Genomic DNA, 23,462 nt, shown 5'->3' on the forward strand with positions numbered 1-23,462 from the left:
TCAATCGAGAGGGATCGCGACGAAACGCAGATTACCCGCCTTGTCCGCAATCATGATGTGAGCGTTTCTGCGGCCCTCGGCCTTCAGCGCATCCATCCGGCTGGTGACATCACTTGGCTGCTCGACGAAATCCTGCGCCACCTCGACAATGACCTCGCCCGGCTTCACGCCTTTGTCTGCAGCGAGCGAGCCGGCAGCAACTTCAGTCACCACCACGCCCTCAACGCTTTCAGCGATATCAAAGCTCTTCCGGCGCTCTTCATCGAGCACGGCAATCGTCATGCCATAAGCTTTTACCGGCTCCTTGCTCTGCTCGGCGCCCTGATCGCTGCCGTCATCCGTTTCCGGTGCATCGTCGGCCTGGGGATCCTCGCCTTCGGCATCTGCAGATTGAACGCTGTCTTCCAGCCGACCCGGTGTCACCTTGACGGTCTGCTGCTTGCCATCGCGCAGGATGACGACGTCAACCTCCTTGCCGACAGGGCTTTCAGCGACGATACGGGGCAGATCCCGCATCTCGTTGATAGGCTCGCCATCGAAGCTGACGATCACGTCGCCCGCCTTGATCTCGCCGTTCTTGATCGGTCCATCATTGATGATGCCGGAAACCAGCGCACCTCTCGCCCGGTCGAGACCGAGACTCTCGGACACTTCATCTGTCACCGGCTGAATGCGCACGCCGAGCCATCCGCGTCTTGTCTCGCCGAATTCGATAAGCTGACGCACGACATTCTCGGCAATCTCCGTCGGCACGGCGAAACCGATGCCGATCGAACCGCCAGAAGGCGAAATGATAGCCGTATTGATCCCTATGACCTCGCCGCGCATGTTGAACAGCGGGCCACCGGAATTCCCCTTGTTGATTGCCGCATCCGTCTGAATGAAGTTGTCATAAGGGCCTGCATTGATATTGCGGCCACGCGCCGAAATGATACCCAGCGTCACAGATCCGCCAAGTCCGAACGGGTTGCCGATCGCCATGACCCAATCGCCAATACGCATACGGTGCGAGTTTCCGAAGGGAACCGCCTTCAGAGGAGCTTTGGGCTCGACCTTCAATACGGATAGGTCGGTCTTGGTGTCGGTTCCGATCAGGGTCGCCTTGAGCTTGGAGCCGTTGGCAAAGACAACCTCGATATCGTCGGCGCCTTCGATGACGTGATTGTTCGTCACCACATATCCAGCGGGATCGATGACGAAGCCGGAACCAAGCGAAGAGACTTTGCGATTGCCGCGCTGTCCGCCCTCACCATCGAAAAAATCGTCGAAGAACTCTTGAAACGGTGACCCCTCCTGGATTTGCGGCGGCTGAGGGCCGTTACCAGAGCTCTTTACACTCTGCGAGGTCGAAATATTGACCACAGCATCGAGCAAGCCTTCGGAGAGATCCGCGATCGATGCAGGTCCCGCCGGGGTCATGTTTGCTGGCGGCGAAGGTGGCGGATTGAAAGATGTCGACGGCGGCGCGGGCGCAGGCAGCATCGCGCCAGGCGCGCTCGGCCGCGACTGCGAAGGCGTCGAAGGTGCCTGGGCTGGAGCCGGAGCATCGGGCTGCGTCTGTGCCCAGCCGGGCATGGGCGCGGCGGCGACAGCAAGAGCAATACCTCCCGCGGCAAAACGCTTCCAGGACGATCGAACCTGCTGAGCCATCTGGCCTCCTCGCATTGTGAACTGTCTGCATTGCCCTCGGGAATGTGGGCGTTATCGATCCGCTTATAGGAACGACTGAATCGGGCAGAGTTTCGGCAAAGAATAGGGTGGAATGGCTCGGCAGGAAATTACCTTTTCGTGAGGAAGCGGCCACTCTGCACATAAAACGTGAAAAGGGCGGCCAAAGCCGCCCTTCTCTACCAGTTCAGTTTGCCGGAGCCGCCGGAACAGGAGCCGTAGTTCCCGCCCGCGGAGTGCGATTTCCATCCGGTGTCTCGAAGTATTTGAAGAAATCCGAATCCGGAGAAAGAACCATCGTCGTGTTGCTGTCACCGAGGGCCGAAACATAAGCCCGCATCGAGCGATAGAACTCGAAGAAGCTCGGGTCACGCTGAAACGCTTCGGCAAAGATCCGGTTACGCTCTGCATCGCCCTGACCGCGTAGGATTTCAGAATCCCTCTGCGCCTCGGAAACCAGCTCTACGACCTGACGATCAGCTATCGCTCGGCGTCGCTGGCCTTCTTCGTTACCGCGAGCACGGATCAGCTCGGCCTCGGCCAGACGCTCGGACTCCATGAGCTTGAAGGTCTGTTCGGAAACGTCCGGCGTAAGATCGGTACGCCGGATGCGAACATCCTCGATCCTGACACCCAGAGTTTCAGCCGCGGTATTAAGATCGCGATGGACCTCGGTCATCATCGATGCCCGTTCTTCCGACAACGCTGCTTCAAAACCGCGAAGACCGTAGACACGGCGAAGACCGGAATCGAGACGCGTCCTGAGGCGCGATTCAGCAGCTTCCCTATCTCCCGAAACGGTCTCACGGAAAAGTCTGGGATCAGCGATGCGGTATACGACGAATGCATCCACATCGTAGAATTTGCCGTCATTCACCTGAACACGGATATTGTCGAGATCAAGTCGCAACGCGCGCTTCTCGACATACTGAACACGATCCGCATCCATGAAAGCAAAGGGCAGCTTGAAATAGAGGCCGGGTTCGCTCTTGACCGACTGGATTTCACCGAACCGGATGACAAGTGCCTGCTCGCGCTCGTTAACGACAAAAAGCGACGAGTAGGCAAGAAAGAGAATTACGGCCAGTCCAACGAGGAAGGCTGGAAGACGGTTGGAATTCATCGGCTTCCTCCCTGCGGCTGTGCTGCCGGATTACGCATCATCTCGTTGAGCGGAAGATAAGGAACTGCTCCCTGCTGCTGACCATCCATGATGATCTTGTTCGAGGATTTCAGCACCGCTTCCATCGTTTCGATGAAAATACGGCGACGCGTCACTTCCGGTGCATTGGCATACTGGTCGTAGATGGAAATGAAACGCTGTGCCTCACCCTGCGCTTCGTTCACGACACGATCGCGATAAGCGGAAGCCTCTTCGCGTACCTGGGCCGCTTGACCGCGGGCTCCACCAAGCTTCTGGTTGGCGTATCGGTTCGCTTCTTCTTTCGCTCGGTCCTCATCCTGCGTTGCGCGCTGAACTTCCTCGAAAGCATCAGCAACTTCACGCGGCGGCGAAGCATCCTCGATGGACACGGCATTGATAGCAATACCCGAACCGTAGCGGTCCATGGTCCCTTGAATGATGTCGCGCACCTGGGTCGACATGGATTCGCGACCACCACGGAAGATGTCCTGCGCCGGGCGGCGTCCAACCACTTCGCGCATCGCGCTATCGGCAACCTGCTGCAGCGTCGCAGCCGGCGTCTCAAGGTTGAAAAGATAGGACTTCGGGTCAGTGACCGTGAACAGAACGGAGAATTGAACGTTGACGATATTCTGATCGCCCGTCAGCATCCAGCCTGCATTCGAGCTCGATCCCCTGGCTGCACCGATATTCTGCTGCTGCTCGGTAACCTTGACGATTTCGACAGTTTCAAATGGCCACATGTGGAAATGCAGGCCAGGCATGGAAACTTCTTCCTTGGGCTTTCCGAACCGCAGTTCGACGCCGCGCTCGTCCGGCTGTACAGTATAGATCGACTGGAAAACCAGGAATGCTGCAACGACGAGCAGCACTATAACCACCGCACCGCCGTTGAAGCCGCCGGGTACGATCCCCTTCAGCCGATCCTGACTGCGGCGTATGATATCCTCGATGTCAGGCGGGCCACCATTACCACCGCCGCCGTTACCGCGCGGACGGTTTGGTCCCTGTCCCCATGGACCTTGATTGTTGCCGCCACCGCCGCCGCCGCCCCATGGGCCGCCGCCGCCATTCTGATTGCTCCAGGGCATCAAAACCTCTTTGTAAGTGTCTCCCTTCCCTCGCGCCGCAACTCATCGAAGAGCAGCAAGGGTTCCCGCCCGTTATAGGTATCAGAAGCTCAGCTTTCAACGCGACTTCAATAACTTCCAAGTCAACGGTAACGAAATGTTTCAGTTTGCCGCGTTTTTCCGGTGGTAGACGGAAAAACGCGTGGGATAATTATCCTTCTCGCCGGCAGGAATTGCCTCTTCGGACACTTTCTCGAAAATATCGGGATCGATGTCTGGGAAGAATGTATCGCCATCCGGAATATCTGCGTCGACATGTGTCACGTAAAGCCGATCAACGAAATTCATAGACTGCCGGTATATCTCGCCTCCCCCGATGATGCCGATTTCGTCGGCACCGGTCGCAGCGGCGATCGCCTGCGCGGCATTTACCGCCTCTTCTACGGAGCCGGCCAACTGCACGCCTTCGATGATACGCGACACGTCACGCGTTACCACGACATGTGGGCGGCCGGGCAGAGGCTTGCCGCCGAACGAATCGAGCGTCTTGCGCCCGACGATTATCGGCTTTCCAAGCGTCATGGCCTTGAAACGCTTTAGGTCGGTCGAAAGCTTCCATGGCATATCGCCATCGCGACCGATCACGCCGTTGCGGGAAACGGCAACAACTATGGCAAGCGGAGCTTTCGCCATTACACTGCCACCACGGCCTTGATATGCGCGTCGGCGACATAATTCTCGAGTTCGAAATCCTCGAACCTGAACCCGAAGATATCCTTGACCTCGGGATTTATCTTCATGGTCGGCAGCGGCTTGGGATCACGCGTCATCTGCAGCCGCGCCTGCTCCATATGGTTGGCATAGATATGCGCATCACCGAACGTATGGACGAATTCGCCGGGCTTCAGCCCCACGACCTGCGCCACCATCATCGTCAGCAGTGCGTAGGACGCAATATTGAAGGGTACGCCCAGAAAAATATCGGCCGATCGCTGGTAGAGCTGGCAGGAAAGCTTGCCGTCGGCGACATAGAACTGGAACAGGCAATGGCACGGCGGCAGCGCCATGTCGTCCACCTGAGCCGGGTTCCAGGCCGAGACGATATGTCGGCGGGAATTGGGATTGGTCTTCAACCCCTCGATCAATTGAGCGATCTGGTCCACATGCCCGCCATCAGGCTTGGGCCAGGAACGCCATTGATATCCGTAGACCGGACCGAGATCGCCGTTCTCATCAGCCCATTCGTCCCAGATTCGAACGCCGTTTTCCTTTAGGTAGGCAATATTCGTGTCACCCTGCAGGAACCACAGAAGTTCATGGATGATCGACTTCAGATGCAGTTTCTTCGTCGTCAGAACCGGAAAGCCCTCCGACAGATCGAAACGCATCTGGTATCCGAAGACCGAACGCGTGCCGGTGCCGGTGCGATCTCCACGGTCGCTGCCGGTTTCCATTACATGCTGAAGAAGGTCGAGATACTGTTTCATGGGTGCTGGCCGCCGATTCCTGAATTTCGGACTTACATAATAGCATGTAGCCCCCGCACCAATCACCTCCCGGTGACGCAAATCCGCTTTCCCCGGCTTTTCACGATCGTCACTCCAATATGACAAGACCTCTTTTCAACGGGCGAACAAACACCTATATCAGCCGTGCCGGACTTCGGTCCGGATATGGCGATAAACGGTCGGTGTAATAAACCTATTGGACCCGGGGGCGGTACCCGGCGCCTCCACCACAAGGTGGCCTGTGATGGCCACTTTATGATGGGGGCGAAATAGGATCGACAAGGGTGTAAAGATCGAACTTTTGCTCGGCATGATACCGCCGTTATCGGGTCACAAGTGTAGTTGCAAATGACAACAACGCTAAGGGTTATGCTCTCGCTGCCTAATGGCGGTGCGGGAAATCCGAACTAAGTCCTTACGGTTAGCCCCGTAAGGCGGGGTCCGAAGGCACCTGGCAACAGAAGCCTTCACCTTCCCCTAACACTGGAATACAATCATAAACTGACTCGGCGGCTCGGGACTTCCGTCCGTTGGAATGGCATGGCATAACGCGTCTTACTAAAAGACGTTAACAGGGAAAGACAGGACCGCATGGCTCAGGATCATATCCGTTACGATATTCTGGCACAGGATGCGCTTCGTGGCGTTATTCGCAAGGTTCTGACAGAGGTAGCGGCCACAGGCCGGCTGCCCGGCGACCACCATTTCTTCATCACCTTCCTTACAGGCGCGCCCGGTGTGCGCATCTCGCAGCACCTGAAGGCGAAGTACAACGAGCAGATGACGATCGTCGTTCAGCATCAGTTCTGGGATTTGAAGGTAACCGATACGCAGTTCGAGATCGGCCTTTCATTCTCCGATACACCTGAACGCCTGGTCATCCCGTTCAATGCCATTCGCGGCTTCTACGATCCTTCGGTGAATTTCGAACTGGAATTCGAGGTTCCGTTGACCGAGGAAGATGAAACTTCCGCCGAAATCACCGCTATTCCGGTGGAGGCGATCTCCAAGACTTCAGAACCTGCAAAAGAAGACGGTGAAGAGAAGAAGGAAGGCTCGGTCGTTTCCCTCGATTCCTTCCGGAAGAAGCAGTAGGTCAGACCGACGGGAGATCGTTCCATGGGTGACGTCGTCAATCTCCGGCAGTTCAAGAAGACTAAGGCGCGCTCCGAGAAAGAGAAACACGCCGAGCAAAACCGTATCAGCCATGGCCGTACCAAGGCTGAGAAATCGCTGACGACAGCGCTAAACGACAAGTCTGAGAAATCCCTAAATCAGGGAAAGCTGGAAAAGTCTCAAAAAAATCCAGACTAAGTGGACATTAACGGCCTGTTAGCTGTGCCCATTTGGGTCGCTTGACCCACACCGTTCCGCCAAATTTATAGGGGCCTCTGGTCATGACGATCACGGAGCCACTCTTGATTCACAAGCATTCCGCCACCCTTCACGGTCACCGAACGAGCTTTTCCCTGGAGGACGAATTCTGGTGCGAATTGAAGGCGATCGCCAAGGAAAGAGGCATGAGCCTCGCCAGCCTCATCACCGAAGTCGATGACGAACGAGGTGGCCTTGGCAACCTCTCATCCTCACTGCGCCTCTACGTTCTCCGCTATCTGAAGGGAACTTCCCCGGTTATCGGTAGCGACATGGCGAATGAACCGCCGCCTTCGGCAAAAGCGCACGCCAGAAACGCTACTGGCTGATACCCGGCAAATTTCCTTCGCCGAAAGGTCTGCCAACCTGATTGCCGGGTTGCAAGTTCTCATTGGTCGGCGGCACGGTAAGCTGAAGTTCGTTCGCCTTGCGTTGCCGTTCCTCTTCCGCAGCTTTCGCCGCCTCGACCATCGCTTGACGCTGCCTCTCCTCGGCCTCCATACGGGCTTTTTCTGCCGCACGCTCCGTCGCATTGAAGTTGTAAAGCGAGACCTCACGGCGAAGACGCTGCTTTTCCAGCACGCTTGACTGAAGCATTTCCACCCGTCGACGCTCCTGCTCATAGGCGCGCATCGAAAGAAAATTCGTCAATGCTGCTACATCAATACGTTCGCGCGGCTCTGTCCGATCACCCGAATAGAGCAGGCGAACTGTGGGATCGCCGCCAGCGACCGCTTCATCGCCAGCGTCATAGGTCACACCAATCGAACCACTCATGCCCCGTTCGAAAACGCTTGCATTGCCTTCCGCGGTGAAGGTGAGACCTCTGGACGGAAGCCTGACGTCCTGAACACGCAATTCACCCCCGCTAATCGAAAACGGAATGCGCACCTGCCCGAGAGCAAGTTCTCCTTGATGAACAAGCGCGGCAACCCGCCCGTCGAAATTGACGTCCTTCACCTCACCCTTGACACCATCCGCCGATGTCATCATCTGCTTGAGCAAATCAGGATTTATACCGTAGACGGTCAGGCCCGAAAGCTCGACCACACCCGACCCACTGAGTGCGCCAGCAAGATCGCGCATATTGCTGCCGCTTGCTTCCGCCGACACATCGAAACCTATTCTCCCACTTGCAACGGGACGATCACCTCTGCGCCAGACCATTGATGAGAGGTCGGCATTCTCGACATGCAGTTTCGTCTGCAGAATGCCCGTGCCATTACCATTGGAAATCAACATTCTGCCGGCAATTTTTCCGCCTTGCCAGTCACCTTTAGCGTCATCGAGCGAAATGCCGCCTCCCCGATGCACAAGCTTCGTCGAGAAATCCGTTATGCGTCCCATTTCGCTGGCGTGAAACGTCTTGGCCTTAACGTCCAGCGACACGTCACTTTCGCCAAAAACCGGCAGGGAAAACGCTTCGTTCGACGGCTTTTCACTCTCGGCTATTGTTAGCGGACCGAACACAGCGTCTCCCAGCCAGCCGAGGTCAAGCGTATCGATTGAAAGCGCACCGTCAGCTTTCAGGTTTGCGGACCTGCGATCGATCGAAAGACTTGCATCGATCCCATTACCATCCGCATTGCCACGCAGTGATGTGATCTCGATCGTCTCGTCTGCGAGCTTGAAATCCGCTTGCAGATTGACAGGCAGTCCACCCCCGAATTGCGGAACTCCGACCCCGGTGAGAAGCATATAGGGTTCGAGATTCTGGCTCTTTAACTCGATATGCCCTTGTCCTTCGCCAAAATCCTGCGCCATCAGCGAGATATCGCCACTGGCGGCAAACGCAGTCCGGTCCGTTTTGAATGCCAGTGTCGTGCGCCCCGGTCCATCTTCCTTCTTTTGGATATTGAGCACCAAGCTGCCCTGCCCGTCGCCACCGAAAGGCAGAATGTCTAGGCCGGCCTGCCCAAGCAGAATTTCCGATTTCGGATTGGCCAGCGACACCGCAATGGTCATCGCATCTCCACCCGTCAGATTAAAAACTGTCGGCAACTCCACATTAGCATTGACCGTACTGCCGTTGATGTTGCCCGCAATCTTCGCCTTTGCCCCGTCCGTCCCCTGGCCGATCGTCACGTCTGCGGTCAGATCCGCACCGGAATAGAAGGCAGCATTGGCGCTCAGCCGGTCAAGAACCGGATGCTCCGGCAACTGCTGTTGCAGCATCGCAATGAATGCAGTCGGATCAGATGCCTGCAGATGGACCTTCGCATTCCCGCGATAGTCGAGAAGCGAGCCCTCGACCTGTCCTTCGGCCGAGACCCGGGCACCAGCGATATCGCCAACGGATAGATGGCCGAGTGAAAGCACGCCACCGGCCATGGTAAAAGCAGTATCGACATTTTCCGCAACCACACCCGACGCGGTGAATTTCTGGGCCTTTAGCTTTGCTTCCAGTCGATGGTCGAGCACGCTGTGCCCCGCATCTTCGCCGGTGACCAGCGACGACAAGGCTCTCATCGCATCAAGATCGATCTCGTCGCCCGACAGGTCCACGGATAATCCCGGCGCGCGTGCGCCCTGCGATTGACGTTCTATGCTACCCTTCAAGGTAGCCGGCCCGATCGCAAGTTCTAGACTGTCGAAACGCTGAACATCGGTCGTCAGGTCAACATTTGCCGAAAAACCAGCAGTACGAAGTTGCCTGATTGCCGGATCGACACGGCCGGACAGCCAGTCCGCCAGACCGGATGGCTGGGTGGAAGCAAAAAGCACATTCCCCTTGAAGGACGGGCTGCCCTCTAAGACCAAGGCACCCGCGGCTTCCATTCGCGTGCGCCCCGGAAGCGTCGCGATTGCCTTGTCGACTGTCCACCCGCCGTCCGCTGGGCGTACATCAAGCTGGATGTCCCGGATCGTCGTATCGTTCAAAATCATGGCCGGAAGTTTGAGGCTGGCCCGGCCGGGCACCTGCGGGATGGGGATCGACGCGGCCATCTCGACGAACGCATGGAGCCGGCGCTGCGCAGAGGCAGCTGCGTCACGGCCTGTCTTGCCATGTGTTCCCTGCTGGCCGAACTTGTTGACATCGATCTGCTGTCCTTCGGCGGTCAACAGAAACTCGGGCTTGCTGCCGGTATCGAGCGTCGCTTCGCCGGTCACGACATAGGGATCGGCTAGCGCCCCGACCTCAAGTCGATAGTCGGCTACGCGTATGCGATCGTTGGTAAGCTCGAAACCGCCCTTAACCCGAGGGCCGGGTGGAGGTGCGCTAACCGGCTCCGTGTCGTCTTCTTCCTGCAAGACATTCGCAGTGAAGCTCCCGCGATATGTCGGCACGTTGTCGGCCAGAGCCAGTTCACCGTCGAGATTAACCTCAAGAGGCTCTTCCTCTGGCCAGAGCCGCAACCTGAGCGGCAGTCGTTTCGCGGCCACATCGGCAGCCCCGGTAACGAGGCTGAAACGGGCCTCTTCGCCATCCAGCTTGGCATTGCCTTCGCCGCGCCAAGGTCCGGCAAGAGAGGCGGCCGACATCTCCGCCGTCAGCCCGGTGATATTTCGGAAACGCCCGGACTGTTCGTCGATCAGGGCGACAGATGCATTGCGGACGTGAATATCCTCGATCACCACGATACGCGTGGGGATCGCCGGTCGGCTTCCGCGCATCCAGTCGAGTGTCCCATCCTTCAGGACACGGATGCGTACCGTTGGATCCTCGATACGCATATCGAAGATACGCGCCTCACCGGAAAGAAACGGCGCCAGCTCCATATCCATGGAAAAGCTGGCAATCTGTGCCAACGGCTTGCCGTCAACATCCTGCCCGACGCGGACGTCATGCAAGGTGATCGATGGAAACGGGAGTATGCGGGCATCGACCTCGCCGTGTACCGACACTTTCTTGCCGAGCATACGGCTCGCCTGCTGCTCGAATTCAACGCGGAAGCTCGACCAGTCAAGCACGAACGGCGCGAGCAGCGCAGCAAAAAGCACCACGACGATGAAGCCGCCGATTGCCACTATCACGCGTCCAAACACCGTCCCATTTCTCCTTTTCCACTCACACTAGCCGATCGGCAGTCGTGTTCAAGTCACGCCTGCGCCATCCGGAAGATCTTGCCGGGATTAAAGATGTTTTCGGGATCAAGTCCCTTCTTGACCGACCGCATCACATCGAGCGCACCGCCCAGCTCTTCGTCGAGATAGGACATCTTGCCCTGCCCCACGCCATGCTCACCCGTGCAGGTGCCGTCCATCGCAAGCGCGCGGCGGCTGAGCCGTTCCGTGAATGCTTCGACATTGGCAACCGATGCCGGATCCTTGTCGTTGAACAGTACCAGAACATGGAAATTGCCGTCTCCCGCATGACCGACGATCGGCGCGAGAAGGCCCGAATTCTGGATATCGGCTTGAGTTTCTGCGACACATTCGGCGAGCCGTGAGATCGGCACACAGACATCCGTCGAAAGACCGTTCAGCGAAGGATCGAGTGCGCGACCGGCCCAGTAAGCATTGTGCCGCGCATTCCAGAGCTTGGTGCGCTCCTCGGCATTGGCGGTCCACTGGAATTCGTCGCCACCGCATTCGGCGGCGATTTCGGCAAACTGCTCCGACTGGATGCGGACCGTATCCTCCGTGCCATGGAATTCGAGGAACAGTGTCGGTTTCTCGGGATAGGAAAGATTGGAATAGGCGTTGCAGGCCTTGATCTGCACCTCGTCCAGAAGCTCGATGCGCGCAACAGGTATGCCCATCTGGATCGTCATGATGACCGCATTGCAGGCGTCTTCGATCGTCGGAAACGCGCAGACACCGCCGCCGATCTTTTCAGGGATCCCCTGCAGCTTCAGCGTCACCGAGGTGATGACGCCGAGCGTGCCTTCTGCACCGACGAAAAGCCGAGTCAGATCATAACCTGCCGAAGACTTCCTGGCGCGGCGCGCAGTGCGGATTTCCTCGCCATTTGCGGTCACCACGGTGAGCGCCAGGACATTGTCCTTCATCGTGCCGTAACGCACCGCATTGGTGCCCGAAGCGCGGGTCGAAGCCATACCGCCGATCGTCGCATTGGCGCCGGGATCAATCGGGAAGAAAAGACCGGTATCGCGTAGCTCACGGTTCAGTTCCTCGCGGGTGATACCGGGTTCGACCGTGACATCGAGATCTTCCGGACTGATCCGCAACACCTTGTTCATCCGTGAGAAATCGACCGAAATGCCGCCGGACGGCGCATTCACCTGACCTTCGAGCGAGGAGCCGACACCGAACGGGATGACGGGAACGCGATGTTCGGCACAGATCCCGACGACCGATTTGACGTCCTCGCTCGTCTCGACGAAGACGACGCCATCAGGCAACTGCGCCGGCAGATAGGTCGTCGTATGCGCATGCTGTTCGCGAAACGACTGGCCGGTCTGGAAACGATCCCCGAACGCCTGCTTCAATATCCCGAGGACAGTGCTGATACCGTCCTCGTTGCGCGCGCCAGACTGAACGTCTCGAATTGCCATGTCGAATTCTCCTGCATGCTGAGCAGGAGATTGGTTAGGAGACAGGACCTTGTTTGTCCAGCCGAAAGGCGGTCAACGCGGTACGTGATGACCGATCCTATTCGGCAGCCAGGAGAGGCGGCTGCTTGCTGTCGTTCGCCCGGCTCTTTTTGGCATTTTCCAGCTCGTCATGGAAACGGGCTTCCTCATGCGCGTGCGGCTTGGCGAAGCGAGCAAGCAGGAGATAGGCAACCGGCGTAATGTAGAGCGTCACCAGGGTAGCAAAGCCGAGGCCGCCGACGATCACCCAACCAAGCGCGATACGGGCCTCGGCACCGGCCCCTTGAGCCAGAACCAACGGCAGACCGCCGATCACGGTTGCGATCATCGTCATCATCACCGGGCGCAGACGCAGGCTGCAGGCCCGTTCGATCGCCTCCCGGCAATTGGCGCCCTCATTTCGCAGGTGATTGGCAAACTCAACGATCAGAATGCCGTTCTTGGCCATTACCCCAACAAGCAGGACAAGACCTATCTGCGAGTAGACATTCAGGCTGGACCCCGTGAGCACTAGTGCAAAGGCGGCGCAGGCAAGCCCCAGCGGCACCGTCGACATGATGATGATAGATGACAGCACGCTTTCGAACTGGGCCGCCAGCACCAGGAAGATGATGGCGATGGCAAAGCCAAAGGTTAGCGCCATACCACTGGAATTTTCTTTGAGCGTCGCCGCTTCCGCAAGCGGGATCAGGCGTGATCCCTGCGGCAGCAGCGGCTGAGCCAATTCGGTCGCAACCTGAACCGCCTGACCGAGCGATACCCCATCCTTGAGACCTGCGGAGAAGGAGACCGAAGCAAGCTGCTGCTCACGCCGCAGCGTGGGCGAAACCGCGCGTTCCTCCAACGTCGCAACGGTCGACATCGGCACCATTCGCCCGTCCTTAGTCTTCAGGAAGATGCTTTCCAGATCGGTCGGATCGTCGATCGGCCTCGTGGTTGACTTGAGTTTGACCGGGATTGCCTCGCCATCGACGAACACATCGACGACAGAGCGCCCTTCGAGAAGTGATTGCACCGCCGTGCCGAGACCCTTGATGTCGATACCTAGGTCGGAAGCACGTTCGCGATTGACCGTTATGAAAATTTGCGCCTGATTAGGCTCATCGTTCAGGCGCGGCGTATCGAACAGATTGGTCTCACGCAGCGAATCCACCAGCTTAGCCGTAGCCGCGGTCAACTGCTCATGGCTGGTACCGACCAGCGCCATCTGCAGCCCGTTGCCAGCGCCGCGAATGCGAAGGCTGTTCTGTTGCTGTGCGAAGGCTCGCAGAGCCGGCACCGTTGCCGTTGCGGCGTTGATGTCCTTGACGATATCTGCCTGGCTACGGTCACGCTCCGACCAGGGGGCGAGCGTGAGCACCATGAAACCATTGTTCTTGGCGCCGCCCTGCCCCGAGATCGAATAGATGTTCTGGATTTCACCCGCGTCTACGAGAGGCTGGAGCTTTTCCTCGACCTGCTGCAGCTTGTCGCGCATATATTTCAGGCTGACGCCCTCCGGCGCGGTGGCACGCAGGAACACCATGGCCCTGTCTTCCGGCGGTGTCAGTTCGCTCTTGACCGTCTTGAAGGCCATGTAGCCAGCACCACCAAACAGAAGCGCCACCACAACGACTGCAGCCGGCACGTTGAGGCAGGCGTGTAACGTCGTTCGATAGACAGTGGCAAACAACGTGCCGAATCTACCGAGCAGCCCGTCATGCTTCTCCTTGATCGGCTTGGTCAGCATCCGCGAGGCAAGCATCGGGCAGAGCGTCAGCGCCGTGATCGATGAAAGCGCCACTGCGAAGGCAAGCACGAAGCCGAATTCGCGGAACAGTCCGCCCATCTGGCCCGGCAGGAAGGAAAGCGGGATGAAGACCGCGGCTAGCGTGGCCGTCGTCGCCAGAACCGCGAAGAACACTTCCTGCGTACCGATCACGGCAGCGGCTCGCGGCCCCATACCTTCAGCTCTTCGCCGCACGATATTTTCGAGGACGACGATAGCATCATCGACGACGAGGCCAGTCGCCAGAACGATGGCCAGGAGGGTGAGAATATTGATCGAAAACCCGACCATATATATCGCGACCAGGGTGCCGATCAGCGCAACCGGCATGGTCAGCGCCGGAATGAGCGTCGCCTTCCAGTCGCGCAGGAACAGGAAGATCACCAGCACGACGATCGTACCGGAGAGAGCCAGTGCGATTTCCACCTCATGCAGCGCTCCCTCAATGAACACGGCATCATCGCTTGTGATCGCTATGCGCGTGCCTTCCGGCAGGCTTTTCGACAATTCGGCAACAGCGGCCCGCACGCCTTCGGAAATGCTGAGCGTGTTCGACTGCGCCTGGCGGAGCACGCCGAGACCGACGCCCTGGATGCCGTTCGACCGAAGCGCGGTGGTCCCGTCATCCGGCCCGAGCATCACGGTCGCAACGTCACGCAGCCGGACATTGTCGTTGATCAGGATATTCTCGAAATCCTCCGGCTTAGTGAGGTTCGCGGTGGCGCGAACGACAATGTCCTGCGTGGAGGATTCAAGCGACCCGGCAGGCACGTCCATGGCAGCCGTGGACAAGGCATTCGAAAGGTCTGCAATCGTCAGACCACGGCTAGCCAGCGCCGTCTGGTTCACATCGACGCGAAAGATTTTCTCTTGGTCACCGTAAAGTTCGACATCGGCAACACCATCAACGGCGGCCAGCCGGTCGGAAACCTCATTATCAACGAGAAGCGTCAGCTCTTCCATCGACATGGTGGAGGAGGTCACGGCAAGACGCATGATCGGCTGGCTGTCGCTATCCGCCTTGATGATGCGCGGCTCGTCGGCGTCCTCCGGCAGCTGTCCGGTCACGCGGCCGAGCGCATCGCGCACGTCGTTCGCCGCCACGGCCAGATCCGCGGTATCGCTGAATTCGAGTGTGACTCGGCTCTGGCCGAAATCGGAAATAGACGAGATCGATTTCAGGCCACTGACACGCGCAACGGCACCCTCGATGACATCCGTCACCTCCTGATCCATCGTTTGCGCCGACGCACCATCATAGGTCGTGCGAACGCTGATCACAGGCTGATCGACATCCGGCAACTCGCGGACCTCGACACCGACCAGCGCGGCAAGACCGGCGACCACCAGCAATGTGTTGAGGACCGCGGCCAGTATAGGACGCCGCACGAAAAGTGCGGTGAAACCCTGCTTGCCGGATTGACCGTTTGACGCACCCTGCACGGCCTCGTGCGATTGTCCGCCTTTATCCTCGCTCATCGGCTGGCAACCTCCGGCGGCTTTTCACCTGCAATGCGGACTGCACCACCTTCGCGAACACGCTGCAGGCCTTCGGTTGCGATGACATCGCCTTCGTTCAGGTCCGCAGCAACCAGAATGGCGTCCGGATTGCGCTGGATGATCAGAACCCTTGCCTTTACCGACTTGTGATCTTCGATACGCCAGACGAAGGAGCCCTGCGTATCCCATTGGATCGCAAGCGGATCGACAGCCGGATAGGTCTCCCCGGGAAAGCGCATGGTCACGCCGAAGGACATGCCGGCCCGCAATTCGTCTTCGCCATTCGGGATCTTGGCCCGAATGCGGATCGTGCGGCTGGCGGGGTCGACCCGGTTATCCACCGCCTCGACAGAACCTTTGAATGTCTGTCCGGGACGCGAGATCGACGCGGCTTCCACCGGCATGCCGCTCTTAACCTGCACGGCGAACCGCTCAGGAGCCCAGAAATCGACAAGCAGTTCGGATCGGTTATCGATCGTCACCACATTGCTCGTAGTCGTAACATTGTCACCGATATTGATGGCGACGATACCGACAATGCCGTCGATCGGCGCAACGACGGATCGGCGCTTCAGCGAGAGTTGCGCGTTGGTCAGCGCAAGCTGCGCCGTCTCTTCGGCGATTTGCGCATCAAGCACTTCAAGCCTGGAGAAGCTTCTCAGGTTCTTGTAGCTCTCCGACTTTTCCTTTGCGCTGCGCAGAAGCACCTGCGCCTGATCGCGCAGAATGATCTGTTCGTCATCATCGAGTTGTGCGAGCACCTGCCCCTTTTTCACCCGATCGCCCGACTTCACAAGGATCTCGTTGATCGTGCCTGCAGCTTGCGGCATCACGATAACCGACTGGATCGCCTCGCCGTCACCGATGGCGGATAGGCTGTCGTTGACGATGCCGGTTCCGACCGGACGCGTTGCAACGAGTACGGCCTGCCCGCTTGCCGAATTCTGCCGATTGCCGCCAGCACCCGCCGAGCGTTGGCCGCTTCCTGCAACGGTCGCCGAAGCCGGTTCGCTCGATTTCGGATTGATCGCCGAGACGATTGCCTCAGGCACTCCCATAGAGACCAGCGTGCGGCCAGCATCAGCTGACAGATAAACCCAGAAACAGAGGCCTCCGAGTAAAACCGCAGCCGACAAAAGAAGCTGGTTCCAGATCCGCATTCATGTCCTCGTGAAGTATCTTTGGGTGTAAGGAGTATCCTCGTTTCCCCATTAACAAGCAATGGCTGTGCCACCGCCTTACCGATTTGTAACATCACGGGATTTCACGCTTATGTCAGAATGAGATCATCCCTTGAGTTGCAAAATGCGACTATGCCGATGTTCTTGCCAGCGTGAACGATCTTTGCGTGTCGGAGTTCAATTCGCGTCGTGATGAGCGACTTCATCCGCAAATACGGGAATGAAAAGAGAACATCGACTGGTCTTTCCGCCTCGAATCACTACATTGGCCGCATGAGTAACAGTTTCGACGATATTCCGTTCTTCGATGAAGAGCCGGAACCCGCGCCGCGCAGGCAGCAGTCCCCATCTGATCGCCAGCAACTCCAGAGTGGGGCATCAGGTGGATTGGGCATAGCAGCTCGCGCCATGGCCGCGCGCGATGGCGCACGCCCTGCCCCGGATTATCTATCCGGCCTGAATCCTGAACAGCGCGAGGCAGTGGAAACCGTGGACGGCCCGGTTCTTGTTCTTGCAGGAGCCGGCACCGGAAAGACACGCGTCTTAACCACCCGCATCGCCCATATTCTGGCGACAGGTAAAGCCTGGCCCAGCCAGATCCTCGCCGTCACCTTTACCAACAAGGCGGCACGCGAGATGAAGGAGCGTATCGGCGTCCTCGTCGGCGGTGCAGTCGAAGGCATGCCTTGGCTCGGCACGTTCCATTCGATCGGGGTGAAGATCCTGCGTCGCCATGCCGAACTGGTCGGACTGCGTTCGGACTTCACCATTCTCGATACCGATGACGTGGTTCGACTGATCAAGCAGCTGATCCAGGCCGAGGGCCTGGACGACAAGCGCTGGCCGGCAAAACAATTCGCCGGCATGATCGACGGCTGGAAGAATAAGGGGCTGCTTCCACCCGATATCCCCGAAGGGGACGCCCGCGCCTTCGCCAATGGCAAGGGCCGCGAACTCTATGCTGCCTATCAGGCACGCTTGAGAACGCTCAACGCCTGCGACTTTGGCGACCTTCTGCTGCATCCGATCGCGATCTTCCGCAAGACGCCGGACCTGCTGAAGGAATATCACGAGAAATTCCGCTATATCCTGGTCGACGAGTATCAGGACACCAATACCGCACAATATATGTGGCTGCGCCTGCTGGCACAGCGACCTAAGAACGTGCCGCAGAACGTCTGCTGCGTTGGCGACGACGACCAGTCGATCTATGGATGGCGAGGTGCGGAAGTCGACAACATCCTGCGCTTCGAAAAGGATTTTCCGGGCGCCAAGGTCATCAAGCTGGAACGCAATTACCGTTCCACTGAACATATTTTGGGCGCTGCAGGCCACCTGATCGCCCATAACGAGGGCAGGCTGGGCAAGACTCTTTTCACCGATCGCGTCGATCCTGACGACGAGAAGGTCATCGTTCACGCTGCCTGGGACAGTGAAGAGGAAGCCCGTGCCGTCGGCGAGGAAATCGAGCGGCTGCAGCGCGGTGATGGTGACGGCAAGAAGCATGCCTTGAACGACATGGCGATCCTCGTGCGCGCCTCGTTCCAGATGCGCGAGTTCGAAGATCGCTTTGTCACGCTTGGCCTGAACTATCGCGTCGTCGGCGGTCCACGTTTCTACGAACGGCTCGAAATCCGCGATGCCATGGCCTATTTCCGCCTCGTCTGCCAGCCGGCGGATGATCTGGCCTTCGAGCGTATCATCAATACGCCGAAACGAGGGCTCGGCGACACGACTGTTCGTTATCTGCACGATTCCGCCCGCGCCCGCGACATTCCTATGCTGCAGGCCGCGGCCGAGATGGTCGAAACGGATGAGCTGAAGCCGAAGGCTCGCAAGGCGCTTTTCGATGTCGTGCAGAACTTCAGGAACTGGCAGGAACGACTTGAACGGACGGAACATACCGAACTTGCAGAGCAGATCCTCGAAGAGTCGGGCTATACCGACATGTGGAAGAACGACAAATCTGCAGAAGCACCGGGCCGTCTCGAAAACCTGAAGGAACTGATCCGCTCCATGGAGCAGTTCGACAGCATGCGCGGCTTCCTCGAGCACGTCTCCCTCGTCATGGATGCCGAGCAGAACGAAAACCTCGACGCTGTCTCGATCATGACGCTCCATTCGGCCAAGGGGCTGGAATTCGATACCGTCTTCCTGCCAGGCTGGGAAGAAGGCCTCTTTCCGCATCAACGCGCGCTCGATGAAGGCGGCCGCTCCGGCCTAGAGGAAGAGCGCCGCCTCGCCTATGTCGGCATCACGCGCGCAAAGCACCGCTGCCATATCTGGTTTGTTTCCAACCGCCGCATTCATGGCCTCTGGCAATCGACCATGCCATCCCGATTCCTTGAAGAACTGCCGCAGAACCACGTCGATGTCGCAGCTTCGGATTCATCGAATTACGGAGGTTATGGCGGACGCGGCGGTTACGGCCAGTCGCGTTTCGACAAGGCAGATCCCTTCGCCAACAATTACTCGACACCAGGCTGGAAACGCGCGCAGGCCAACAAGACTGATGCCACCCGCGACAACTGGGGCAACCGCTCCGGCCATGCGGTGGAACGCATCGGTTACGGAGAAAGCGGCCCGCGCGGCCGCACGATCGACGGCGAGCTTGTGGCCAAGTCGGTGGCCGACACGCCATCGAAATTCACGATCGGCGATCGGGTTTTCCACATCAAGTTCGGCAATGGCAATGTCATGGCGATCGAAGGCAACAAGCTGACGATCGAATTTGACCGAGCCGGTCAGAAGCGCGTTCTGGATGGTTTTGTGGAAAAGGCGTGACGGCTTCGCCACCTCACTTATCGCTTGTTTTCTTGCTGCCAGCGCGAGGCAGTGGCGAGGCTTATCTCGCGACGATTGAATTTATGAACGCGTCGATCTGGTGCGTGTAATCACTTTCAAGCCCGAGCATACGATTGATTGCCATATGGCGCAGGGAAAGCGGGAGAACCCTCGCCTGTCCGCCTGATTTTCTGGCAAAAGCATTTGCCTGAGGACAAGAATCGCTCCGAAGACTGGAGCATACCAGCAACATCCGCGGTATGTTTGATCCCGCATACAACGTCGGAGAAGCTATTTTCCAGAAACGGGGATCGCTTCCGAATGCCTGATCATAAAATCGGGGATGGTTCGGCCGCTCCATGATGGACGAAACGTCGTAGGCTGCACTATCGAGCGCTATGGTTCCTGCCCATGGCTTCACGCCAGCCTTCTGGGCAATAGAACGATTGGCAGAGACGAGTGCGACAAGATGAGCACCGGCCGAATGTCCCATCAGAACCATCTTCGAAGGATCGCCACCCCATGACGCAGCGCGGCGCTGGACCATCGCCATTGCAGCCGCGACGTCAGTCGCCTGCTCAATCGGATCAGCGGCAGGGGCCAACCTTGTCTCCACAGAAACGAAGATAAACCCCTTCGGCAACCAGTGTGAGACTTTATTGTCGACTACGCCCGGAGCGGATTTCGAGCCGAACGCCCAGGCACCGCCATGCACCATCACGATGATCGGTGATCTTTGCGCGTTTTGTGGCAAATAGACATCCATGCGTTGCTCGGCCATGGAGCCATAGGCAACATCGCGCTCAACACTCACTCCCTTCGCTAGCGTCCCGACCTGCCGCCCAAATTGCTGTGCGTGAGCAGAAGCTGCCATTGCCGCCGTAAACAGGGCCAATCCCCATAGAACACGGGCCGTGGACAGATACCTTGAAAAACTGAAGCCAGTCACATGTCATTCCTTCAGAAACAGATGAAGCAGATACGAATTGAGGCTCCAATCATTGCAGGAAGATTTCAGGCGCGAAGTTTTCTCGCCGCATTGCTCCTTTCGAAACTGTTCGCTAGGTCTCTTTCCCAGCCGCGAATACGGAGCACGTTTCATGTCTCTCACCAATCACGACATCATCGAAACCACAGCCTGGCGCCGCCATCTTCACACCATGCCGGAAGTCTCCGGAGAAGAGGTGGAGACTGCGAGAGAAGTCGTCCGCTTCATGCGCCAGACCGAGCCGGACGCGATTGTGGAAAGGCTTGGTGGAACAGGCGTGGCGGTAATCTATGACAGCGGCGCACCTGGAAAGACCATGATGATCCGCGCCGAGCTCGACGCCCTGCCGATCGAGGAACTCGGCGATCCGGATTACAGATCGAGAACTCCCGGCAAGAGCCACATGTGTGGCCATGACGGCCATATGGCAACGCTTGCCGCCATTGGCCGCGTGCTCGGCCGCGAACGCCCCAAAAGCGGCCGCGCCATCCTGCTGTTTCAGCCGGCAGAAGAAAACGGCGCCGGTGCTGCAGCCGTCATCGCCGACGAGAAATTCGCCGCATTGACGCCTGATTTCAGCCTCTCCCAGCACAATATGCCTGGCGTTCCTTTCGGCCATGTCTGGCTGAAGGACGGCCCGGCCAATTGTGCTTCGCGCGGCATGAAGATCATTCTGTCTGGCAAGACCGCCCATGCCGCCTATCCCGAGACAGGTACGTCGCCTGTCACTGCCGTCGCAACCCTGATGCCGGCACTCAATGCCCTGTCGACGGGCACGGTATCGGAAGGCAATCTCGTCCGCGCCACCGTCACCCATGCGGCGATCGGAGAGCCGACAGTCGGCGTTGCTCCGGGCTATAGCGAGATCTGGGTAACGTTACGCACATCGACGGACGATCAGATGGCCGCGCTTGTCGAAACGGCTGAAAACATGGCGCGCGAGGCTTCTCACGCAGCAGGACTGAAGCTTGAAATCGAATACCAGGAGGTATTCGGCCATTGTATCAATGATGCAGAGGCCGCCGATATATTGCGTGCGGCAATGGATGCCGAAGGCGTCACCCATGAGCCAGGTGAAGGTTTTCGCGCCTCAGAGGATTTTGGCCGTTTCGGCGGCGTATCCAAGTCGGCAATGCTGTTTCTTGGCGCTGGTGAAAACCACCCCGCGCCGCATAATCCGAACTATGATTTTCCGGATGACCTTATCCCGATCGGCGCGAAAATCTTCCTCCGTGCCGTGCGCGATACACTTGGCTGAATACGAAAACGGAGCCAAAAGGCTCCGTTTATTTTATGCGTCGTTGTTGCCGAAAAGCTTGGCCATGAAACCGCCGCCAGAACCCGAGCCGGGGCGCTTGCCATCCCATTTGGGCACGATGATCATGTGAGTGATCTCACCGCGCTGGAATGCCTTGAGGAAACGATCATAGTCGGCAAATGCGACGCAGCCGTGCGAATCGCCACGAACGCGAAGCAGGAAGCTATGTGCCAGAAGCCCGGTGCGGCCCTGCGGCGGCTTTCCGTCCGTCGGCGTAAGGCGAATTGCGGCGACGCCATGGAACAGGGATTCGCGCATCGAAAGCTTGTAGGTACCCGGAGGGGTCGGGCCGCGCATTTTCACATGGGTGAATTTCGGGTTGTCGCGCATGCTGCCAATACCGGAATGCGCCTCAAGCTTGGTTCCGTTCGGCATATGCACGACACCATTGGTAATATCGTAGATTGCAACCTTAGTGCCGAGACCCGGCCACTTGGGCGAAGGCGTCGATGGGCTTTCCGGCTCCTCGCGCATCGGATTGTCCGGCTTGGCGAACGCAAGCACCGTCGGCTTGTCATCCCCCGCAGGCTTGCCGGGTTTCTGAGGTGCAACCGATGCGATGGCGGCCAGAGCATTACCGCGAACGGCAGGCTTGGCATCATCGCCGCGCATGCCAGCCGCAGGCCGGATCACCGGCAGCGGCCCCGCCTTTGGAAGTGCGTAGGTATCGGACGCAGGTGGAACAGCGAGCGCCACGACGTCCTGCGTGATTTCGACCGATGGCGAATTGACGGTCGCCTCATCGCTGCCTGAAGTCTCGAGCGAAGCCATCTCGACGGGCTTCATGTCCTTCAGCGCTGCAACATTGGTAACGTTTTCTGCATCCTGAATCAGGTCAGGCATTGCGCTATCGCCGCGTGGTGCGACCAGTACCGTATCTTCCATCGCTTGGCCGAGCGCGGACCTGATCGCGGCGGCAGCCGGACGCTTGGTCGTCAAAGCCGCGAATTGCTGCTCGTTCTCAACCTTACGGGCAGCTTTTGCCATGGCATGATGGAGCGCCTGGCTTACTGTCGAACCTTCAGGACGCAGTGCTTCCAAGGCAGCGGCCTCCGCCCCGGCCAAACGGCTCCCCTTGGCTTCAGCCAGTGACTTGCCACGCAGTCTGGAGAATTTCGCAACATCAAGCGTTCTGTCGGCACGATCGCGCGTCAAATGCTCACCCGCGACAACAGGCGAAAGAAGAGCCGTTTGAAAATGCATATCCCTGGCAGGTTTCACCGCAGTTGCCACGGTAATCGCCGAAGCGCCGATCAACGCCGAAGCGGTGAGCCCGATGCCAATCGCCATATTCATGAAGATCGAACGGCCACGCTTGCGCTTCGCCGGACGCTTCGAGACCTTGTTCCGCTTCGTGGAGGCTTCGACCCTACGCACCATCACTCGTTACCCGAACCGTTACTCATCACTGCAAAGGCCGCAAAAAGCGCCTCGCCTACCAGACTGGAGTGGCCTTCCGAAAAGGAATGATTCCGCGCAAAACCACTCTGCGAATGGGTGAGAGAATGAACGATTATGGTAACCAATGTCTTTACGCCGCCCCGATCAGTTTCGATGGCGCTCATAAAAGCGCATGCCGTCGGAAGTTTAGCCAAAATGCGGCAAGGCTGTGTTTCTGGCCTCGGCGATTAAGGCGGGTCAAGCTGACGACTGTTGCTGTT

General features: G+C 58.2%; 16 protein-coding genes and 1 other RNA gene. 6 read left to right on the forward strand and 11 right to left on the reverse strand.

Annotated elements, in window-relative coordinates; translation table 11 throughout:
• From HNQ72_RS03160 to HNQ72_RS03180, 5 genes are all read right to left on the reverse strand, one after another.
• Entirely contained in the window at window positions 1–1,650 is a 1,650-nt protein-coding gene (locus tag HNQ72_RS03160; protein WP_183989520.1) for a Do family serine endopeptidase, read from the reverse strand.
• A gap of 205 nt (window positions 1,651–1,855) precedes the next feature.
• Window positions 1,856–2,791 (reverse strand): protease modulator HflC, encoded by a 936-nt coding sequence (gene hflC / locus HNQ72_RS03165; RefSeq protein ID WP_183989521.1) that lies wholly within the window; start codon window positions 2,789–2,791, stop codon window positions 1,856–1,858.
• Window positions 2,788–3,903, reverse strand: a complete 1,116-nt coding sequence (gene hflK / locus HNQ72_RS03170) for an FtsH protease activity modulator HflK (RefSeq protein WP_148147648.1) — start codon at window positions 3,901–3,903, stop codon at window positions 2,788–2,790. Before hflK ends, hflC begins: the two co-directional genes overlap by 4 nt.
• Before the next feature lie 141 nt (window positions 3,904–4,044).
• Window positions 4,045–4,575 (reverse strand): dihydrofolate reductase, encoded by a 531-nt coding sequence (locus tag HNQ72_RS03175; protein WP_183989522.1) that lies wholly within the window; start codon window positions 4,573–4,575, stop codon window positions 4,045–4,047.
• A complete protein-coding gene (locus HNQ72_RS03180) occupies window positions 4,575–5,369 on the reverse strand; it encodes a thymidylate synthase (protein ID WP_183989523.1) in 795 nt (264 codons plus the stop codon). The genes HNQ72_RS03175 and HNQ72_RS03180 overlap by 1 nt, the downstream gene beginning before the upstream one ends.
• A gap of 128 nt (window positions 5,370–5,497) precedes the next feature.
• Here HNQ72_RS03180 and ssrA point away from each other — a divergent pair.
• From ssrA to HNQ72_RS03200, 4 genes are all read left to right on the forward strand, one after another.
• Window positions 5,498–5,862: a transfer-messenger RNA gene (gene ssrA, locus HNQ72_RS03185) on the forward strand.
• A gap of 119 nt (window positions 5,863–5,981) precedes the next feature.
• Window positions 5,982–6,485 (forward strand): SspB family protein, encoded by a 504-nt coding sequence (locus HNQ72_RS03190; RefSeq protein WP_183989524.1) that lies wholly within the window; start codon window positions 5,982–5,984, stop codon window positions 6,483–6,485.
• A gap of 24 nt (window positions 6,486–6,509) precedes the next feature.
• Entirely contained in the window at window positions 6,510–6,704 is a 195-nt protein-coding gene (locus HNQ72_RS03195) for a DUF4169 family protein (RefSeq protein WP_183989525.1), read from the forward strand.
• Between the two features lie 104 nt (window positions 6,705–6,808).
• Window positions 6,809–7,093 (forward strand): ribbon-helix-helix domain-containing protein, encoded by a 285-nt coding sequence (locus HNQ72_RS03200; RefSeq protein WP_183989526.1) that lies wholly within the window; start codon window positions 6,809–6,811, stop codon window positions 7,091–7,093.
• Here HNQ72_RS03200 and HNQ72_RS31055 read toward each other — a convergent pair.
• From HNQ72_RS31055 to HNQ72_RS03220, 4 genes are all read right to left on the reverse strand, one after another.
• Entirely contained in the window at window positions 7,083–10,751 is a 3,669-nt protein-coding gene (locus HNQ72_RS31055; RefSeq protein WP_183989527.1) for an AsmA family protein, read from the reverse strand. The genes HNQ72_RS03200 and HNQ72_RS31055 overlap by 11 nt on opposite strands.
• Window positions 10,752–10,804: 53 nt before the next feature.
• Complete coding sequence (locus tag HNQ72_RS03210) at window positions 10,805–12,223, reverse strand: FAD-binding oxidoreductase (RefSeq protein ID WP_183989528.1); 1,419 nt, start codon at window positions 12,221–12,223, stop codon at window positions 10,805–10,807.
• A gap of 97 nt (window positions 12,224–12,320) precedes the next feature.
• Window positions 12,321–15,509 (reverse strand): efflux RND transporter permease subunit, encoded by a 3,189-nt coding sequence (locus HNQ72_RS03215; protein WP_183989529.1) that lies wholly within the window; start codon window positions 15,507–15,509, stop codon window positions 12,321–12,323.
• Window positions 15,506–16,690, reverse strand: a complete 1,185-nt coding sequence (locus tag HNQ72_RS03220) for an efflux RND transporter periplasmic adaptor subunit (protein WP_183989530.1) — start codon at window positions 16,688–16,690, stop codon at window positions 15,506–15,508. Before HNQ72_RS03220 ends, HNQ72_RS03215 begins: the two co-directional genes overlap by 4 nt.
• A gap of 294 nt (window positions 16,691–16,984) precedes the next feature.
• Here HNQ72_RS03220 and HNQ72_RS03225 point away from each other — a divergent pair, with 294 nt between their 5' ends.
• Window positions 16,985–19,495 (forward strand): ATP-dependent helicase, encoded by a 2,511-nt coding sequence (locus tag HNQ72_RS03225; protein ID WP_183989531.1) that lies wholly within the window; start codon window positions 16,985–16,987, stop codon window positions 19,493–19,495.
• 61 nt (window positions 19,496–19,556) lie between these two features.
• Here the strand turns inward: HNQ72_RS03225 and HNQ72_RS03230 are convergent, their stop codons facing one another.
• Window positions 19,557–20,444 carry an alpha/beta hydrolase gene (locus HNQ72_RS03230; RefSeq protein ID WP_183989532.1) on the reverse strand — a complete coding sequence of 296 codons (888 nt, stop codon included), beginning with the start codon at window positions 20,442–20,444 and terminating at the stop codon, window positions 19,557–19,559.
• 151 nt (window positions 20,445–20,595) lie between these two features.
• Between HNQ72_RS03230 and HNQ72_RS03235 the strand changes: the two genes are divergently transcribed.
• On the forward strand, window positions 20,596–21,741 hold the full coding sequence (locus HNQ72_RS03235; RefSeq protein ID WP_183989533.1) for an amidohydrolase: 1,146 nt from the start codon (window positions 20,596–20,598) through the stop codon (window positions 21,739–21,741).
• A 33-nt stretch (window positions 21,742–21,774) separates the two neighbouring features.
• On the opposite strand, the gene HNQ72_RS03240 is transcribed toward HNQ72_RS03235, so the two are convergent.
• The gene (locus HNQ72_RS03240) at window positions 21,775–23,181 is read right to left on the reverse strand and encodes a DUF2778 domain-containing protein (RefSeq protein ID WP_244654273.1); all 1,407 of its coding nucleotides are present in this window, start codon (window positions 23,179–23,181) and stop codon (window positions 21,775–21,777) included.
• Between the last annotated feature and the right edge of the window lie 281 nt (window positions 23,182–23,462).

Origin of the sequence: Aliirhizobium wenxiniae, from assembly GCF_014201355.1 — a bacterium.
Taxonomy (GTDB): domain Bacteria; phylum Pseudomonadota; class Alphaproteobacteria; order Rhizobiales; family Rhizobiaceae; genus Neorhizobium; species Neorhizobium wenxiniae.

What these genes read in the sequence shown, in the direction of transcription:
- HNQ72_RS03195 (WP_183989525.1), top strand. Translation starts at nt 6,510, where the DNA reads ATGGGTGACGTCGTCAATCTCCGGCAGTTCAAGAAGACTAAGGCGCGC.
- HNQ72_RS03225 (WP_183989531.1), top strand. Translation starts at nt 16,985, where the DNA reads ATGAGTAACAGTTTCGACGATATTCCGTTCTTCGATGAAGAGCCGGAA.
- HNQ72_RS03210 (WP_183989528.1), bottom strand. Translation starts at nt 12,223, where the DNA reads ATGGCAATTCGAGACGTTCAGTCTGGCGCGCGCAACGAGGACGGTATC.
- hflC (WP_183989521.1), bottom strand. Translation starts at nt 2,791, where the DNA reads ATGAATTCCAACCGTCTTCCAGCCTTCCTCGTTGGACTGGCCGTAATT.
- HNQ72_RS03220 (WP_183989530.1), bottom strand. Translation starts at nt 16,690, where the DNA reads ATGCGGATCTGGAACCAGCTTCTTTTGTCGGCTGCGGTTTTACTCGGA.
- HNQ72_RS03190 (WP_183989524.1), top strand. Translation starts at nt 5,982, where the DNA reads ATGGCTCAGGATCATATCCGTTACGATATTCTGGCACAGGATGCGCTT.
- HNQ72_RS03160 (WP_183989520.1), bottom strand. Translation starts at nt 1,650, where the DNA reads ATGGCTCAGCAGGTTCGATCGTCCTGGAAGCGTTTTGCCGCGGGAGGT.
- HNQ72_RS03240 (WP_244654273.1), bottom strand. Translation starts at nt 23,181, where the DNA reads ATGGTGCGTAGGGTCGAAGCCTCCACGAAGCGGAACAAGGTCTCGAAG.
- HNQ72_RS03180 (WP_183989523.1), bottom strand. Translation starts at nt 5,369, where the DNA reads ATGAAACAGTATCTCGACCTTCTTCAGCATGTAATGGAAACCGGCAGC.
- hflK (WP_148147648.1), bottom strand. Translation starts at nt 3,903, where the DNA reads ATGCCCTGGAGCAATCAGAATGGCGGCGGCGGCCCATGGGGCGGCGGC.
- HNQ72_RS03175 (WP_183989522.1), bottom strand. Translation starts at nt 4,575, where the DNA reads ATGGCGAAAGCTCCGCTTGCCATAGTTGTTGCCGTTTCCCGCAACGGC.
- HNQ72_RS03235 (WP_183989533.1), top strand. Translation starts at nt 20,596, where the DNA reads ATGTCTCTCACCAATCACGACATCATCGAAACCACAGCCTGGCGCCGC.
- HNQ72_RS03215 (WP_183989529.1), bottom strand. Translation starts at nt 15,509, where the DNA reads ATGAGCGAGGATAAAGGCGGACAATCGCACGAGGCCGTGCAGGGTGCG.